General features: G+C 38.0%; 12 protein-coding genes. 7 read left to right on the top strand and 5 right to left on the bottom strand.

Annotation, left to right across the window (positions count from 1 at the left end; all coding sequences use genetic code 11):
• Positions 1–204 precede the first annotated feature (204 nt).
• The 3 genes from H4J41_RS07750 to H4J41_RS07740 all read left to right on the top strand — a co-directional run bounded on the left by H4J41_RS07750 (position 205) and on the right by H4J41_RS07740 (position 5,178).
• Positions 205–1,485, top strand: a complete 1,281-nt coding sequence (locus tag H4J41_RS07750) for a diguanylate cyclase (RefSeq protein ID WP_182136256.1) — start codon at positions 205–207, stop codon at positions 1,483–1,485.
• An 817-nt stretch (positions 1,486–2,302) separates the two neighbouring features.
• The gene (locus H4J41_RS07745; protein ID WP_182136255.1) at positions 2,303–3,076 is read left to right on the top strand and encodes an MHYT domain-containing protein; all 774 of its coding nucleotides are present in this window, start codon (positions 2,303–2,305) and stop codon (positions 3,074–3,076) included.
• Positions 3,073–5,178: an EAL domain-containing protein gene (locus tag H4J41_RS07740; protein WP_182136254.1), complete on the top strand. Its 2,106-nt coding sequence runs from the start codon at positions 3,073–3,075 to the stop codon at positions 5,176–5,178. The genes H4J41_RS07745 and H4J41_RS07740 overlap by 4 nt, the downstream gene beginning before the upstream one ends.
• 321 nt (positions 5,179–5,499) lie before the next feature.
• Here H4J41_RS07740 and H4J41_RS07735 read toward each other — a convergent pair whose 3' ends face one another.
• Entirely contained in the window at positions 5,500–7,686 is a 2,187-nt protein-coding gene (locus H4J41_RS07735; protein ID WP_182136253.1) for an OsmC domain/YcaO domain-containing protein, read from the bottom strand.
• 434 nt (positions 7,687–8,120) lie between these two features.
• Between H4J41_RS07735 and H4J41_RS07730 the strand changes: the two genes are divergently transcribed.
• Entirely contained in the window at positions 8,121–8,753 is a 633-nt protein-coding gene (locus H4J41_RS07730; RefSeq protein ID WP_182136252.1) for a TetR family transcriptional regulator C-terminal domain-containing protein, read from the top strand.
• A 43-nt stretch (positions 8,754–8,796) separates the two neighbouring features.
• Positions 8,797–9,783, top strand: a complete 987-nt coding sequence (locus H4J41_RS07725; protein ID WP_182136251.1) for an MDR family oxidoreductase — start codon at positions 8,797–8,799, stop codon at positions 9,781–9,783.
• A gap of 235 nt (positions 9,784–10,018) precedes the next feature.
• Here the strand turns inward: H4J41_RS07725 and H4J41_RS07720 are convergent, their stop codons facing one another.
• The 4 genes from H4J41_RS07720 to H4J41_RS07705 form a co-directional block, all read right to left on the bottom strand.
• Positions 10,019–10,492 carry a hypothetical protein gene (locus H4J41_RS07720; RefSeq protein WP_182136250.1) on the bottom strand — a complete coding sequence of 158 codons (474 nt, stop codon included), beginning with the start codon at positions 10,490–10,492 and terminating at the stop codon, positions 10,019–10,021.
• A 45-nt stretch (positions 10,493–10,537) separates the two neighbouring features.
• Complete coding sequence (locus H4J41_RS07715; RefSeq protein WP_182136249.1) at positions 10,538–11,221, bottom strand: 2OG-Fe(II) oxygenase; 684 nt, start codon at positions 11,219–11,221, stop codon at positions 10,538–10,540.
• 390 nt (positions 11,222–11,611) lie between these two features.
• Positions 11,612–13,216: an ABC-F family ATPase gene (locus H4J41_RS07710; protein ID WP_182136248.1), complete on the bottom strand. Its 1,605-nt coding sequence runs from the start codon at positions 13,214–13,216 to the stop codon at positions 11,612–11,614.
• Between the two features lie 646 nt (positions 13,217–13,862).
• Positions 13,863–15,962 carry a TonB-dependent siderophore receptor gene (locus tag H4J41_RS07705; RefSeq protein WP_182138117.1) on the bottom strand — a complete coding sequence of 700 codons (2,100 nt, stop codon included), beginning with the start codon at positions 15,960–15,962 and terminating at the stop codon, positions 13,863–13,865.
• 227 nt (positions 15,963–16,189) lie between these two features.
• Between H4J41_RS07705 and H4J41_RS07700 the strand changes: the two genes are divergently transcribed.
• Positions 16,190–17,392: a PepSY domain-containing protein gene (locus H4J41_RS07700; protein WP_182138116.1), complete on the top strand. Its 1,203-nt coding sequence runs from the start codon at positions 16,190–16,192 to the stop codon at positions 17,390–17,392.
• Positions 17,392–17,862 (top strand): hypothetical protein, encoded by a 471-nt coding sequence (locus H4J41_RS07695; RefSeq protein WP_182138115.1) that lies wholly within the window; start codon positions 17,392–17,394, stop codon positions 17,860–17,862. Before H4J41_RS07700 ends, H4J41_RS07695 begins: the two co-directional genes overlap by 1 nt.
• Positions 17,863–18,110: the final 248 nt, after the last annotated feature.

Genomic DNA, 18,110 nt, shown 5'->3' with positions numbered 1-18,110 from the left:
TATTTTGATACGAGATCTGATACTAGATAATTTCATTGTAGGCCCACTCAATTCGACAATAAATTATCCCTATGCCGATTAAGTCCCTGAGTATAATCGAACGATGGATATCCACTGGTTAGTTGTGATCGTATTTAAATTAAACTACCATAGCTATCTGATAAATATTAAATTTTACTTTTACTTTTACCTTATGGAGACAGCTTGAATAAAGAAAATAATACAATATCCACGTTTGATAACATCAAGAATGAAGTATTAGACAGTATAGATTCCTTTATTTATGCCAAAGATCTGTCAGGAAAATACACTTATGCAAACCAAGCCCTTTTAGACTTATTTGAAAAAAAATTGGCTGATGTTATTGGCTTTGATGATAGTCATTTTTACGATTTAGTCATTTCTAAACAATTAAAAATAAATGATGACTTAGTGATGAACAAAGCTATTAGAGTAGAAAGTGAAGAAAAAAACTTCATTAAAGCTAAAAATGAAACTCGTATTTATAAAGTAGTCAAAAAGCCACTTTATAGAAGTGACGGTAGTGTCGATGGAATGAGTGGGATCTCTACTGACATCACCGCGGAAAAAAAGTTACAAGAACAAATCAGTAACCAAAGTTATTTACTTGCTACCATGTTAAATAATATCGATGCTCATATTTATGTAAAAGATTGCGAACGTACTTTTTTATACGTAAATAGTCGTGTTGCTGAATTATTTGGTGATAAGGCAGAGAATATCATGGGTAAAAAAGATACTGAGATTTTACCCAAAGAAATTGCTGAACACTTTTACCAGTCAGACAAGCAGGTTTTTGAAACAAATAAAAAACAAGTAATAGAAGAAACTACTCATCACGAAGATGGTGATACCTTTCATTACATCAGCACTAAAATCCCCTTTAATCAGCCAGATAGGCTACCTGCGTTAATTGGCTTCTCCAGTGACGTAACCGAGTTATATAAACTAAAAGAAGAGTTTAAAAACCTGGCTAATACTGACCCATTAACTAATTTATATAATCGTCGTTACCTTACAGAGCAAGCGGAGCAAGAATATCACCGCGCAAAACGCTACTCATTATCTCTAACAGTCATGACCATTGATATTGACCACTTTAAAAGTATAAATGATAAATTTGGTCATCCAGCTGGGGATAAAGTATTAATCGCGGTCGCCCAGCAACTTAAAACTAATCTAAGAAAAATCGATATTTTAGCCCGTATTGGTGGTGAGGAGTTCTCTATTCTTTTACCTGAAACATCTGCAACAGCGGGCATGAAACTAGCAGAACGTATAAGAACAGAGCAAAGTAATTTGAAAATTGTTGGTGACTGGCCAGGCGAGATAAAGCTTTCCGTCAGTATTGGTGTTTCAAGCTTTCTATCTGACGATGAGTCATTTGACACTATGTTTTCTCGCGCTGACAAAGCCTTATATCAAGCAAAAAACTATAGTCGAAATAAGGTGATGTACTTATAAAAATGCCAGTACTTTCATTCTTCGGTATAGGGCTGCCCGCAGGGGAATTTTTCGTTGCGAGTATGTCATGAAGAAAATTAATTTTTCCGTTATTTAACCACTGCCGTATTGTGAAAAAAATAACCTAAAATCATATAATACTTAGCTATATAATAACGCAATGACTTATATAAGATAACTTTCAAAGCTAATATCAAGTTTCATTAATAGTATGAGTTGTTTCATATTAATGTAACCAGCCTTGTCCCATCGAATACAACGCCCTGGGCATTAAATTAATTTAAGCTAATATTGAATCATTTTTTTGATCAAGTCGCGCAACGGTTTCATCAATAAAAATTACCATATGAGTGTGATTACTGATAATTATATAGCTGCAAATATCCATCGAAAAAATTTAACTTAAAGCGAGTTATTTGCCTTCAACCCACTCACACCTCTGTATCAAGATTATTAGTTAACTTCATAACAAGATGATAACCATGGGGCCTTAGTTACAGCTTTACTAAATGAGTATTTCAAAGTTATTGCTTCAAATGATGAAAATAAAAAGTGCGAGTCAAAGGATAATTTGAGCATCCTAAATACGGCAACCAATGCATCGCCTAGCTGTAAATTTATAAGGATATTTCAGTATGTAAGTTGGCTACAAATAGTTCGTTTTCACATCATAAATAATGCCAGCATAAGCAATACAAGTAAGAGTACCAAATTGACTCTCGCTTATGCTATATTGAAAAAAATAATAAAAAACTCCCTAAGTGCTTGAGGTTTAATAAAAATGAATCATGATTATAGCGATATAATGGTTAAATCATTGAGCACCACATATGATCTTAAATTAGTCCTTTTATCCATCTTAATTGCTACAGTGGCATCATTCAGTGCTTTTAGTATGGTTGAACGATATCGTTCCGCTAGTTCAAAAAATAAAAAAATAGCATGGAATGTATGTGGTGCTTTGGCTATGGGCATTGGTATTTGGGCGATGCATTTTATTGGTATGTTAGCGTTAAAATTTCCGATACCCGTTACCTATGATATCCCAATAACTATTTTATCTATTGTCCCGGTCATTTTTGCTTTTAGTGCGGTCATGTGGCTAATGACACTAGAAACCTTTAGCCATTATCGGTTATTAATCGGTGGTTTGTTATTAGGTTCAGGTATCGGCCTCATGCATTATATAGGCATGGCCGCTATGAGATTAAACGCAGTAATGGTTCATGATAATACTGTAGTTTATTTTTCCACCTTAATTGCGGTAATCTTGGCAATAGTGGCACTAAAAATACAGTATGCGGCTATTAATCAAAACCAATCTGAATTTATAAATAAAAAACAGCTATTTAGTGCAATAGTTATGGGCTTTGCCTCCTCTGGTATGCATTACACTGCGATGACAGCCGTGCAATTTATGCCATTAACTACAAATAAAGTCATTGATGGCGTCTCTCCAATTACATTAGCCTTAATTGTTACTGTGGTGGTATTGGTACTCTTGCTCCTCGCTATTCTCATTCCACATTTACTTAGATACAAACAGATAATTAATACAGTGAACGAAGATGCCATTCTCTCCATGCCATGATGGATACATCACTAGATGCGATAATTCAGATGAATGGCACTGGAGATATTATTGGCTGGAGTTCTCGAGCACAACATATCTTTGGTTGGACGAGTAATGATGCTTTAGGCCAAGAACTAGCAAAATTGATCCTCCCGGTACAATTTCGTGATTCTCATAGACAAGCCTTAAAGCGTTTTCTTGTTACTGGTGAAGGCGCTAGTTTAGGTAACATTATTGAGATCGAAGCCTTACATCAAGACGGGCATAATATTCCCATAGAACTGACTAGTTCTGTTATTACATTGACAGATGGCGTTGAATTTAATTCGATTATTAGAGACATCAGCCAGCGAAAGAAAGCCGAGGCCAAACTCATCCTTGCTAATAAAGAACTTGCCTTTCAAAACCAAGAGAAAGATAAACGAGCCGCTGAACTAGCCCTTGCCGCTATTGTATTTTCTCACACCCGTGAAGGTATCATCATCACTAATGCGAGCGCTGACATAATCAAAGTCAACGACACCTTCACCGAAGTCACCGGTTACTCGCGCCAAGAGGCGGTTGGTCAAAATATACACTTCTTCCAATCAGACAAAGAATCACCTGAGTTCTATACTTTGATGTGGCAGGCGGTTAACACTAAAGGCTATTGGATTGGTACCATCTGGAATCGTCGTAAAAATGGTGAAATGTACCCAGAAAACCTGACCCTAAGTGCTGTAACCAATACGGCTAGCGAAATCAGCCATTATGTTGCACTCTATTCTGACATTACTCAGTTGAACAAAAGCCATCAAAGTCAACTAGAGCGGATGGCTCATTTTGACAACTTAACCAATTTACCCAATCGCACATTACTCGCTGACCGCCTAAACCAAGCCATATTAAAAAGCTCTCAGTATGATAAGTTACTCGCTGTCACCTTTCTTAATCTAGACGGCTTTAAAGCCATCAATGATATCCATGGTCATCATGTTGGTGATGACCTATTAATTGCTATCTCACTTCGCATGAAAAAAGCGATACGTGAGGGAGATACGCTTTCTCGTATTGGTGGCGATGAATTTGTCTTGGTACTAACTGATTTAGCCAAATCAGACGATTGTAATCAGGTGTTAGAGCGATTATTGTTGGCTGCATCAGATCCAGTGACAATCGGCGATCTGGTATTAAATGTATCCGCTAGCATAGGTGTTACTTTTTATCCTAAAGATGGTGCTGATTCAGGCATACTCATGCGTAATGCTGACCAAGCCATGTATGTGGCAAAACAATCAGGTAAAAATTGTTATCACTTATTTGATAGCGCAGACTATGATGTGGTTAACCGTCAACAAGAAAGCCTTGCTAATATCAGGGCGGCACTTACTAAACGTGAGTTTGTCTTGTACTATCAACCGAAAGTGAATATGTCTACGGGTGCCATGGTGGGCGTAGAAGCGCTAATTCGCTGGCAACACCCTGTACGCGGTTTAGTGCCTCCATTAGACTTTTTACCTATTATAGAAAATCACACGATTAGTCTCGATATAGGCGAATGGGTTATCGATACGGCGCTGAGCCAAATAAGCCAATGGCAAAGTATCGGAGTTAAATTCCCTATTAGTGTCAACATCAGTGCTCATCAGCTCCAGCAAACTAATTTTGTCGAACGCTTGGCCACATTATTAGCCGCTCATCCTGATGTATCACCCCATCTATTGGAATTAGAAGTATTAGAAACCAGTGCGCTAAATGATATCAACTATATTATAGCGACCATGAATGCTTGCATTAGCCTTGGTGTGAAATTTTCGCTAGATGATTTTGGTACTGGGTATTCCTCGCTAACTTACCTTAGGCGCCTTCCCGCCAGCGTCATTAAAATAGACCAAACTTTTATACGAGACATGCTTACTGACGCGGATGACTTAGCCATTGTTTTAGCTGTTGTCAGTTTAGCGAAAGCCTTTCGAATTGAAGTAATAGCTGAAGGGGTAGAAACTGTTGAGCATGGCACTGCGTTATTAGAGCTAGGCTGTGAATTAGCACAAGGTTATGGCATTGCAAGGCCTATGCCTGCCAGTGAGGTGCTAACATGGCTAGACACTTGGAAGCCCAATAGCGCTTGGCTGTCCTAAATAATATAATTTAACAATTACTTTTACAGCTAGTAATTATCCGTTCGCCTATAAAGAGATTACTGCTTATTAGTATTACCCTCCTCTTTTATAAAAGCGAATTTCCTATCATTTTGTTAAAACACAGAGTTGAAATTACTGACATTTTATAACGCCGTCGCTTTTCAATTTAACCATTAAAAATGAGCAGGTAATTAATTAACTTGGTATAACGAGTCGCTAATAAAAAAGCCAATACCTATTGTTAGGTATTGGCTTTTAAATTTTATAAAGTAAAGCAAAACAGTTCACTAAAAAACTAGCAGATATTGGCTAGGATTATTAGCTTGCTGCTTGATTTTTTCGTGCTTGATGCAATTTTTTATAGCTGTCGATTAATCTCAAATGCTTGTCTAACCCATCCAAGTTCATACCGGTTTTAGTCAGTCCAAAAAACTTCACTTCGCCCATCGCTGAATCGATGACATTATTCATGGTATTTTCACCAAACATTCTATTGAGGTTGCCAATAAAATTTTCAAGTTCCATGTCTTCGTCTAAGGTAATTTCAAGTACAGCCTGCATCGCTTGATAAAACAAGCCACGTTCAACCGTATTATCATTAAACTGTAAAAACGCTTCAACCAACTCCTGCGCGTCTTCCAATGCGCCTAAAGCCAAATAAATCAGTATCTTAAGTTCTAAAATTGTTAACTGACCCCAAACCGTATTTTCATCAAATTCAATACCGATTAAGGTTCTAATATCGATATAATTATCTAGCTGGCTATCTTCTAAACGTGTGACTAAACTTTCTAGTGCGTCGTCATCTAGGCGATGAATATTAAGAATATCTTCGCGGTAACTCAGGGCTTTATTGGTATTATCCCAAACTAAGTCTTCTACTGGATAAATTTCTGAATAATCAGGTACTAAAATACGACATGCCGTAGCGCCGAGTTGGTCGAATACCGCAACATAAGCTTCTTTACCTAAGTCTTGTAAAATAGAAAACAAACGAGTGTTTTCTTCCTCACTGGTGCCAGAAAAATCCCATTCACAAAATTCATAGTCATGTTTATCACTAAAGAAACGCCACGAAATTACACCAGTTGAATCAATAAAGTGTTCGACAAAGTTTTCTGGCTCAGATACCGCAAGACTATTAAAAGTTGGCCTTGGCACATCATTTAAACCTTCAAAACTACGACCTTGCAATAACTCAGTTAAGCTGCGCTCTAACGCTACTTCAAAACTTGGATGCGCACCAAAAGAAGCAAATACACCACCGGTTTTTGGGTTCATTAAAGTCACACACATTACAGGAAATTGGCCACCTAACGAGGCGTCTTTAATCACCACTGGAAAGCCTTGAGCTTCAAGTGCTTCGATGCCAGCAAGAATACTTGGATACTGTTCAAGCACGCTTTTAGGCACATCAGGTAAAACAATTTCTTGTTCTATTATTTGTCTTTTTACTGCCCGTTCAAAAATTTCAGACAAACACTGTACTTGCGCTTCTGCCAAGTTATTACCCGCGCTCATACCATTACTTAAGAATAAGTTCTCAATCAAATTTGATGGGAAATATACCGTTTCACCGTCCGATTGACGTACATAAGGAATCGCACAAATACCACGTTCAAGGTTGCCTGAATTGGTATCAATGAGATTTGAGCCGCGTAGTTCGTCGTCAGGATTATAAATATCAAGACAGTAATCATCTAAAATACCGCTAGGTAAATCATCACTTTCATTTAATTTAAACCACTTTTCACTGGGATAATGTACAAAGTCACTATTGGCAATGTCTTGACCCAAATACTGATCGTTATAAAAGAAGTTACAATTAAGGCGCTCAATAAACTCACCCAAGGCTGAACAAAGTGCACTTTCTTTCGTTGCGCCTTTACCATTGGTAAAACACATCGGCGAGGCCGCGTCACGAATATGCAATGACCAAACATTGGGCACAATATTACGCCATGAGGCAATTTCTATCTTCATGCCAAGACCGGCCAATATCGCGGTCATGTTGGTTATAGTTTCTTCAAGGGGTAAGTCTTTACCTAAAATAAAGGTACTAGCTTGTTCTGCCGAATGCCCCATTAACATGGCCTGCGCGTCGTCTTCAAGGCTGTCAACGAGTTCCACAACAAATTCTGGCCCCGTTTGTACTACTTTTTTAACCGTACAACGATCAATTGAACGAATAATGCCTAAGCGATGCTTTTCAGAAATACTTTCAGGGAGTTCGACCTGAATTTTGAATATTTGCTTATAACGATCTTCAGGGTCAACAATATTATTTTGTGACAGACGAATATTTTCGGTTGGAATATCGCGAGAGTTACAATACACCCTAACAAAATAAGCCGCACACATAGCGGAAGAAGCTAAGAAGTAATCAAATGGTCCTGGCGCAGCGCCATCACCTTTATAACGAATAGGTTGATCCGCGACGACGCTAAAGTCATCAAACTTAGCTTCTACTTTTAGGTTTTCGAGAAAGTTAACTTTAATTTCCATTGAATGGGGTCCCACAATTGATTGCTGTCATAGCCAAGATTTCAGCTTGAAATGTTGCCAAAGAGTATATTGTTCTTAATGAAGTGAATTATCGTTTTTTTTGCCCAAATAGTCTTGGGTTAATTGCATAAAGTGACAAATTAGCTACTTTAACCGCCGAATAACGCCACTGAAACAGTAAGCAAGCCGAGCTAGCATTACTGCCAAGTTAATAACTTGCCCATCATGACACAGCCCTGATCATAAGTAAGGTATTTAGCCACTAGACTTTGCAAATCGGCGACTATTGCTTTCGCCAACAAAACCCATTAAAAAGTTTCTTATGAACATTTTAGCGTCGACATAGAAAAATAGCGTAACTCACTATTGCCATGAAAACTTCACTTTCTAAATTAACCTTGCATTTAATTAGACGATCGGTCTAATATACTACTATGAACAAAAACAACACAACACCTAAACGTGGTAGGCCAGCTAAATCAGGTCGAGATAGCAGCCAAACCAAACAAGCGCTAGTGCAAAGTGGCGTTGAATATTTTACTGAATTTGGCTTTGCCTCTTCTGGCATAGATCAAATTTTAAAGAAAGTGTCGGTACCCAAAGGTTCTTTTTATCATTACTTTGCAAGTAAGGAAGCTTTTGGTATAGCGGTTATTGAAGAATATAGTCACTATTTTGCTAAAAAATTAGATTTACACCTGCTCAATGAAACCAATAAACCGCTAATGCGTATTGTAAATTTTGCTAATGACGCTAAAGAAGGCATGACAAGATATAATTTTAAACGCGGTTGTTTAATTGGCAATCTCGAACAAGAAGTTGGTCTGTTACCAGAAAGTCACCGGCTGCAACTATTAGATACTTTTGAAGTTTGGCAACAAAAAATGACCTGTTGTCTACAATTAGCACAACAAGAAAATACCATTCCAGCGTCACTTGATTGCACAGCTTTAGCGAGTTTTTTTTGGATGGGATGGGAAGGCTCTATCGCTAAAAGTAAATTAACAAAAAACTTAACGCCCATCGATACTTTTATCGATGTATTTTTGCAATTAATTGCAAAGTAATTTTTAACTATTTAGAGACCAGTGGTCTATTTTGGAGCAGGCAATGTTTAACAGTTTAGTGATCAATAAAGATGATAGCCAAGGCTACCACGCCGACATTAAAGCACTTAGTGAAGCAGACCTAACTGATGGCGATGTGCTCATTAAGGTGCTTTACAGCACAATTAATTACAAAGATGCCTTAGCTATTTCAGGCAAAGCCCCAGTAATAAGACGTTTCCCTATGATACCCGGTATAGATTTAGTGGGTGTTGTTGAGCAATGTGATAATGACAAATTTAACGTGGGCGATCACGTGCTACTTAATGGCTATGGCGTCGGTGAAAAGTACTTGGGCGGTTTATCGCAAAAAGCCCGTATTAATAGTGAGTTTCTCATTCCATTACCTAAAGGCATAACGCCATATAATGCCATGGCAATAGGTACAGCAGGTTACACGGCAATGCTATGTGTCATCGCGTTAGAAAAACAAGGTATTACCCCAAAAAGTGGCAATATTTTAGTGACTGGCGCAACTGGTGGCGTTGGCAGTTTTGCCATTCGCATTTTAGCAGAGCTTGGCTATACAGTAACCGCATCAACAGGAAGTGATAAACAAGCGGCGTATTTAAAAGAGTTAGGTGCGGATGAAATTATTGACCGTACAGAGTTATCTGCCCCAGGTAAGCCACTAATGAAAGAGCGTTGGGCTGCAGCTATTGATTCTGTTGGTAGTACAACACTGGCCAATGTTTGTGCCAGCATCAACTACGGTGGTTGTGTCGCCGCCTGTGGTTTAGCACAAGGTATGGATTTTCCATCAACGGTAGCACCTTTTATCTTAAGAGGCGTATCTTTACTCGGTATCGACAGTGTTATGCGCCCAGAGCAAGACAGATTAGACGCCTGGCATCGACTTGAGCAAACGCAGTTGGCTGATAAAATATCACAAATATCAACCACAGTTGGCTTACATGACGCTATTGCTGTGGCCAACAAGTTACTTGATGGTGAAGTTACCGGTCGGGTGGTTGTTGATGTAAACGCTTAAATGACTAAGCGCTAGAGATGGATCATCATCTCTAGCGCATTTCATTCAAAAATGTTTAATCATTTTTTTGAAAAATTGTCACTAATCACTAATCACCAAGCAGTATTAATTATTAGCCTGATGTTTAGTCACTTTACTTAGACCGACTTGAGTTTAGTTTAACTTAGGTTTAGACCAACTTAGGCTTAGTTTAACTTGAGCTTAACGTCCGTTGACTCAGCTAAACGACACTAGACTACATATTAATAGTTCTAATAAGAAAGTAGCTTGGCCAAATTTCTCGTACTTGCCGCTCCCAGTTTGGATCCACTTTGCCGTTAGGTAATTCTAGTAGCCAAAATTTTGCCCACCTTTGAACATTCTTACCTGATTTACTGAGTTTTAGTGGCGAAAATCGGCGCTTATATTGCTTGCCTTGATATTCAAAAACCGCATTGCTTCTGGCTCTTTTATGCAAAAGATCTAACTCGGCAGTAATAAGTTCGACCTCTGATACCGGTAATAGTTGCTGGTTTTTCAAGCAAGTCAATATCTCAGCTTTTTTTATGCTCACCTGCATATAAACATCGATATGTGGTGTGTACACCATGCCAGTTAAACCATAAATAGAAGCTAGTTCTCTATCGGCTAATGCCTTCAAAGGCAATAACTCTTGGTTAATGTCACTTAGTTCACTGATTATATGTAGCTTTTTCTTCAATTTTGGCAATTATAATTCCCCGTAACCTTATATTACATGACTTTATTTTTTACATTATCTTGGCGGATCAATATTATTAGCGATACTGGTATTTAATCTAAACCATCCTGCAATAGCATAACGATCGCGTAAAGCAGGTAACACTTCATGAGGAAACTCTTCACTTAAAAACACCACAATAGTGCCAGCATTGGGTATTACCGTTATTTTATTACCAGCAATAATACCCGAGTCAAGGTCTTGCTCAGGGTAAATGATCAATTCGCCGCCATCTTCAAGCGACCAATCTTGATTAAGATATACCACAACAGATAGCACTCGATTACCTTCGCCTTTAAAAGCATCTTTGTGCTGCTTGTAAAAGTCGCCTTTACCGTAATGGGAAAAATGACTTTCAAAAGAAAATAAGCCTAAAAATAAATGCTTGTTTAAATAATTTTGCAGTGACCCTGCCCATTTAATCCAAGCACCACTAGCTTCGGTATTACCCGTTATCCAACAAATTTCATCTGTGCGAATAGCATCATTAATAACATGATCTTTAGCTCGGCCAATACCCGCGCGTTTAAAATTTTCATCCGCTAATTCGTTGATCTGTTGCAATAGCAAGCTGGTTAAATTTTTAGGTAAAGCATCAAGGCTGATACTGTAACCTTTATCAACAAGATTATTCGCAATTGATTCAAACAATGACAAGTCATCATCGAGCAGACTTGATTGAACTAAGCTCAACGACATTCTGCCGTAGGAGGGCAAGCTAACATTATGCTGTTATCTAATAAAATGAAATATGCCTCATAATAACACTATGCGTTCGCATTAGCGTAGGCTTTCATGGTAACAGGACAATTAAACAAATGAGATAGGCAATAACGTTAAGTTGCTAGATAACTTGTTGAGGTGGTTTTTAAGAACTTGTTAAGGTACTTTAGAAAAAGTAACCGGCACTTGCTGAGCTGATGTAAATTTAACGAGTAGCAATAATAACGCTGACCGCGCGCTAAGAAAAATTTATTGATTAATTGACCGGTATTTAAACTAAGCAGCAAGGTACATTCGCGGTACCTTGCTCTATTCAACTAGCGGTTAATACAAGTATTTTAACTTACACTCGCTAATTTTTTATCACTAAGCGATTTTTTTCACTTGAACTTGGCTATCAAGATATTCATCTAATGAGCCTTGAAAATCAACTAACTTTTTATCTTTAATATCAATAATACGAGTCGCTAAGCTTGAAACAAACTCACGGTCATGGCTGACAAAAATCAAGGTACCTTCAAAGTCTTTCAAAGCATTGTTTAGGGCATCAATCGCTTCAATATCCATGTGGTTCGTCGGCTCATCCATGATCAATACATTGATATCAGCCATCATTAACATACCAAATAACAAGCGGTTCTTTTCACCACCTGAACAGTTACGGGCTTTTTTATTGGCATCGTCGTCAGTAAATAGCATACGACCTAGCATGCCACGAACACTTAAATCGTTGTGACAAGGTCTACGCCATTGTGACATCCATTCCATTAGCGTTAGGTCATTATCAAAAAATGAACCACTGTCTTGCGGGCAATAACCCACTGATGCATTTTCAGACCACTTAACTACACCTTCAACGTGCTCTAACTCGTTCATTAGACAGCGTAATAAAGTAGTTTTACCTGCGCCGTTTTCACCAATAATAGCTAACTTAGCGCCGGCTTCTAATAATAAGTCACCTTTTTCAAATAATAAGTCACCATCAAAACCGTGACTTAAGTTTTCAAGCTCTAAGGCTTGACGGTGCATTTTTTTACCTGGAGCAAAAGCAATCTTAGGCGTAATACGACTTGATGATTTAACATCATCGAGTTTAATTTTGTCCATTTTCTTAGCACGAGAACTGGCTTGTTTCGCTTTTGAAGCATTAGCACCAAAACGGTTAACAAAGTCTTGTAGTTCAGCGATTTCAGCTACTTTCTTATCATTACCCGCTAATAACTGTTCACGTAATAAGCCAGATTGTGCCAAATAAAACTCGTAGTTACCTGGATAAACACGTAGTTCGCCATAGTCAATATCAGCCATATGCGTACAAACAGAGTTAAGAAAATGTCTATCATGCGAAATAATAATCATGGTGCATTTACGCTTGTTCAACTCACCTTCTAACCAACTGATAGTATGAATATCCAAGTTGTTGGTCGGCTCATCAAGTAATAAAATGTCTGGGTTAGCAAATAAAGCTTGTGCAAGTAGCACACGTAATTTCCAACCTGGCGCAACTTGCTGCATTGAACCGTAATGAAAAGACTCATCAATACCGGCTTCTAATAAGATTTCACCAGCGCGACTTTCTGCCGTGTAGCCATCCATTTCTGCAAATTGGCTTTCTAAGTCACCAACACGCATACCATCGTCTTCGCTCATCTCAGTTTGTGCGTAAATAGCATCTCTTTCTTGCTTAACTTTCCATAACGGCATATCACCCATGATCACAGTATCGATAACATTGTGCTTTTCAAAAGCAAACTGATCTTGGCCCAAGGTACTGACTTTATTACCTGTACTTACCGATACGTTACCTGAGCTTGGCACTAAGTCGCCACTAAGTATCTTCATAAATGTAGACTTGCCACAGCCATTTGCGCCGATCAAACCGTAGCGGTGACCGTTGCCAAATTTAGCCGAAATGTTTTCAAATAACGGCTCTGCGCCAAATTGCATTGTAATGTTCGATGTAGTGATCAAAAGATATTCCTATTTTCCGTTAACTAAACTCATTAACTAGTAAGTGCTAACAGATGGTTTTAAAGTGATAGTTAATACTGTAATTTTGGATAACCAAGCTAGATGTATCAATAGACAAATGCTTAGCCACCATAATAAAGCCGCGCATTATACAGGATTAATGCTCAGACCCCCATCGAAATCTCACTTTTAAGTGATTATTTTATAAACAATGCGTGATCCTTTAGTTTTATAGCGATTGGCTTAGTGTGATCATTAGTGTGATCTTAGTATGGTAAAAGTTAACAACATAAAACATCTGCCAGATAAGTAGCTTAAAACCTGCCTTTGACTGTTATAAATTTACGCTGATAAATAACGACAAAGTCACTTAAGCAATAGTTTGTCATTTTCACTTCAACCAACAGAATATTTATTACACCGCACAAAATTAAAGTTAAGGTTGAAGTTGAAGTTAAGGTTGAAGTTGAAGTTAAGGCTAAAGTTGAAGTTAAGGCTAAAGTTGAAGTTAAAAAATTGGTTGATGGTTTAGGCATACTAATCAAAGCGTAGGTTTAAGCTTATACAATAACGATTAATTGCTAGGTAAGTACTGAAAAGCTATTAAGCCTTTAAAAAGGCTTAATAGCTATAAGTTAAATCACGGTTAGAAAAGGTAAGTTACGCCTAGGGTGGCATTAACAGGTGCGCCGTAATAACCTACGTTAAGCAAGCTGTTGATATATTTTTCATCGGTAATATTATTGATATTGGCCTGAACAGTAAGTTGCTCTGATGCCTCCCAACGAGCAAATGTATTAAGCAATAAATAGGCATCTTGCTCAACAGCATAAGTAGTATTGAGAGTCTCAGATTGCCACTTACCGCCAACGCCAAAGGTGAACTCAGACATTTGTGGCAAGGTATAATCAATCGAGAAGTTAATGGTCTGTCGAGGGGCCCATTCGTTAGCATCTTCGCCGGAAAAATCTTCCAAGCTTAATGCAGTATAAGCTAGTAAAACATTAAGCTGTTCCGTAATCTGGCCAACAATTTCTACTTCAAAACCTTTTGATTTTACATTCGTGCCTTTATAATAAAATTGTGCTGTTTCAGGGTTTGTGCCGGCATAAGTGGCTAAGTCTTCTTGTTCTGCGCTAAATATGGCAAAAGTGGCAAGTAGGTTATGATCAAACCATTGTGTTTTTAAACCCGCTTCGTAATTCACCCCTTTAGTAGGATCTATAAACTCGCCTTGTAAATCATATTGTTCTTGTGGTTGATAAATGTCTGAGTAGCTGACGTAAGCATTAACATCATCGCTAATGGCGTAAGTTATACCTGCATAAGGGCTGATTTCACTTTCACTATTATCGATATCATTACCACTATTTATCCCTTCACGGATATATTTAATCGAATTAAACCCTGCAATGACAAATAAACTTTCAGAAATATTAAATTTGGTTGAACCAAAAAAACGCGTCAATGTTACATCAATGTCAGAATATTTTGCTTTATCACGCCATACTGGCTCTGGTATGGCATCTTGTGCATAAGGAAAACTCGGCGTTGGTCCCGCCGCTGAGGTAGTGGCATAATCATACTCATAGTTCATTTGATTGCTTTTGGCTCTACTTAGCCCAAAAGTTACTTCATGATCTCGATTAAATAAGCTATATTTTCCTATCGTTGTTAAGTCGATAATATCTGAAGAAAACTCACTTTCGAATTTTCCCGGCCAACCAACTAAACCTAGCTTTGTTTCTTTATCAATGCTGCCGTAAACATAAAAAAGTTTACTTTTATCTTCAAATTTTTGAGTGTTGTAAGTAAGGTTTAGCTCCCAGTCATTATCAAAAATGTAGGCATATTCAACAAAGCCTGATGTGCTAATAGTATCCCACATCCCCCACTCCTGAGTGGTGGTAGCACTTTCACCCCATTCTGCTTGGCTACCATCAGTATAATTAAAAACTAAACCACCCCACATATTGCTATCTGTATTAGCATCTTGATGTGAGAAGCCCGCGGTAATAGTCGAGTTATCGGTAAGTTGTCCGTCAACCACCCCGTAAATATAACTGCGATCATTACTTAATGCGTCAAGATGTGAATCACTCTCTTCAACAGCCACCACTACGCGTCCAGCCCAGCTGCCACTTTCTGTTAATAATGCTGAATAATCTGCATTGAGGCGTTGCTTGTTAAATGAACCTAACGATAAACCCACTTCACCTTCATTTTCATTAGTTGGACGTTTACGAACATAATTTATCGTACCAGAAGAATTACCTACCCCTGTTAGTAAACCGTTTGCCCCACGAATAACTTCAACTTTTTCATAGCCATATGCTTCCATTGCACCTGTAACAATGCCCCAGTTATTGGGTAAACCCACGCCATCTATTTGGGTGCTTTTAATTTCGAAACCACGAGAAGTATAATTTGAACGATTAGTTTCCCACTCTTCAACACCGATACCTGGCGCTAGCTTAAGTGCATCATTAAGGTTATTTGCAGCATAATTTTTGATTTGTTCAGCGCTAACAATACTGATCGATTGTGGCGTTTCGTTTATCTCCATAGTCAAACCTGTTGCGCCTTGACTAACACGGTCTTGGCGAACACCTACAATCATTATTCTTTCTATTTGCTCGGTCTTAATCGCTTCGTTCGCTGCAAGTGGTACTGCTTGTTGTGCATGTGCTTGAAAACCCATCGCCAAAATCAACGGAGAAAGTACAAAAGAACCTTTAAGTTTCATGTTTACCCTTATGTGTTTATGTATTTTAATGTGTTTATGTATTTTATGAAAAAATATTTTATGAAAAAAAACTGAATTTATTGTACATTTAAACAAATTTAAATACAAATGAAAATCATTACCATTTGATTAAGTGAATGATAATAGTTTTTATTAATATCTTGATCTCTGTATAACTTGGCATTACTATAATGCCCACTTATGTACCGGATTAATTTGGAAAAAACATGGCAAAAATTAGTAACCGTTTTTGGTTTCAGCTTCACGGATGGTTTTCATTGCCTATATGGATAATATTTTGCTTTGTCTGCCTAACTGGAACAATTTCGGTCATTAGTCATGAATTAACTTGGCTCACTAACCCTTCATCTCGAGCGAGTAACCCGCAAAACCTTGCCCATAAAACAGCACCTGAATTAGTGTCAATTGTTCAAAAAGCCTACCCAAGTGCAAAAGTAAGTTCGGTACTAAGCTTTGAATCGTATCTAATAAATGCGGTCACTTTTACCGACAGTGACAAACCTTATGCCATAGCCTATGTCAACCAGTACACTGGTGAGATACAGGAGGTAAATCAAGGGTTTACTTTCGTAAACTTTATGCGTTCTTTACATGGTTGGTTATTATTTCCATGGCATCATAATTATAGTATTGGCTACTACCTAGTCTGTGCTATGGCAATCGTTATGTTGGGGGCATTAATAACCGGCTTGGTGGTTTATAAAAATTTTTGGCGAGCATTTACACAACCCAAAATTCGTATCAAACAAGGTAAAAAAACACTGTTAGCCGATTTACATCGTTTAGCGGGAGTTTGGTCTATTTGGTTTTTGATCTTAATGAGTGTCACCGGCTTATGGTATTTAGTTCAAGCTATTATGTGGCATAACGACATTTCTATTGAACCACATACGCCCATAGTCGCCATAGAACAGATACCGCTAGATAGTACCAAAACACCAATAGCACCGTTTAACCTAGCCGATGCATTAGTCGTTGCTAAGCAAAAATTTCCTGATTTTAAAAGCACCTATGTTATGTTGCCAGAGCATAATCGTGACACCTACAAACTTTATGGCGCAGGCGACTTTATTTTTTATGATCAATTGTCTTATGGTGTAGTGGTTAATCCTTGGACGGGTAAACTGGCAAGTGAAAGGTCACCAGAAAAAATGACCACATTGCAAACCCTATCTCATATCACTAATCCGCTTCATTACGGCACGATTGGCGGCATTTGGACCAAAATTATTTGGTTCATTTTTGGCCTGCTATTAACTGGTATGTCTATAACTGGATTTTTAATGTGGGGCAGCCGTACAGTAAAAGCGGCCCGCAGCAAGCAGGTGATCACAAGCAATAATATATCAAACCAACCAAGTGATAACGAAAAACAAAAAACAACATTCATCCAACAGGACATACAATAATGGCACAAGTAAATAATTCACTGTGGCAACGTCATAAATATAAAATAAGTGCGTTAGTATTAATTCTACCGGTATATTTTTTCTATCAGTCGCTATCTCCTGAGTTCCCTAACCCTTGGGTTGCACAAAAAATGGCCACGTTTGAAATCATACCCACACCCTATGATCTCGAACCACCTTATCTTCACGATGGCCATTACACTAAAGATTTTATGCTGACTTTTAGCCAAGGTAATATTGCAGACATACGTCAAGCTTATTTAAATATAGGTAAAGAGTCTTTGCCACTCACCATGCTACAAGCAGGTGATGAAGGCATATTGCATGGCAGTCAACATGGGCTAGAAGTACATGCTATTGCTCCTGCTATGATTAAACCCGCGCATAAATTGTGGTTAACAATACAAAGCTGGCATGGCAAGCAGATGGTGATGAGCTGGGACTTACCTAAAGAGATCCTACCTAAATAAAGACAACAAACTTAACGGTTATGTGATGTTAGCTTTCTTACCCTATTAGGCTATTGCTTTATTCATTGATTTTTTAGTTGGTTGAAATATCATAAGAACTTATAACGTGAGATAAGTTCTTAGCAAAAAATCAGCTCTAATAATCATGACTAAAAGTTCTCGCTTAAAAGCAGTACGAAACAATGCAGCGTACTGCTTATATATTTGCTAGCAGTGTCATATTACTGACATTCGTACATTTCATTTGT

The organism is Colwellia sp. MB3u-45, assembly GCF_014077005.1.
Classification (GTDB): Bacteria; Pseudomonadota; Gammaproteobacteria; order Enterobacterales; family Alteromonadaceae; genus Cognaticolwellia.
The sequence above is the reverse complement of the archived record's forward strand: the minus strand, read 5'-3'. Positions and strand labels throughout refer to the sequence as shown.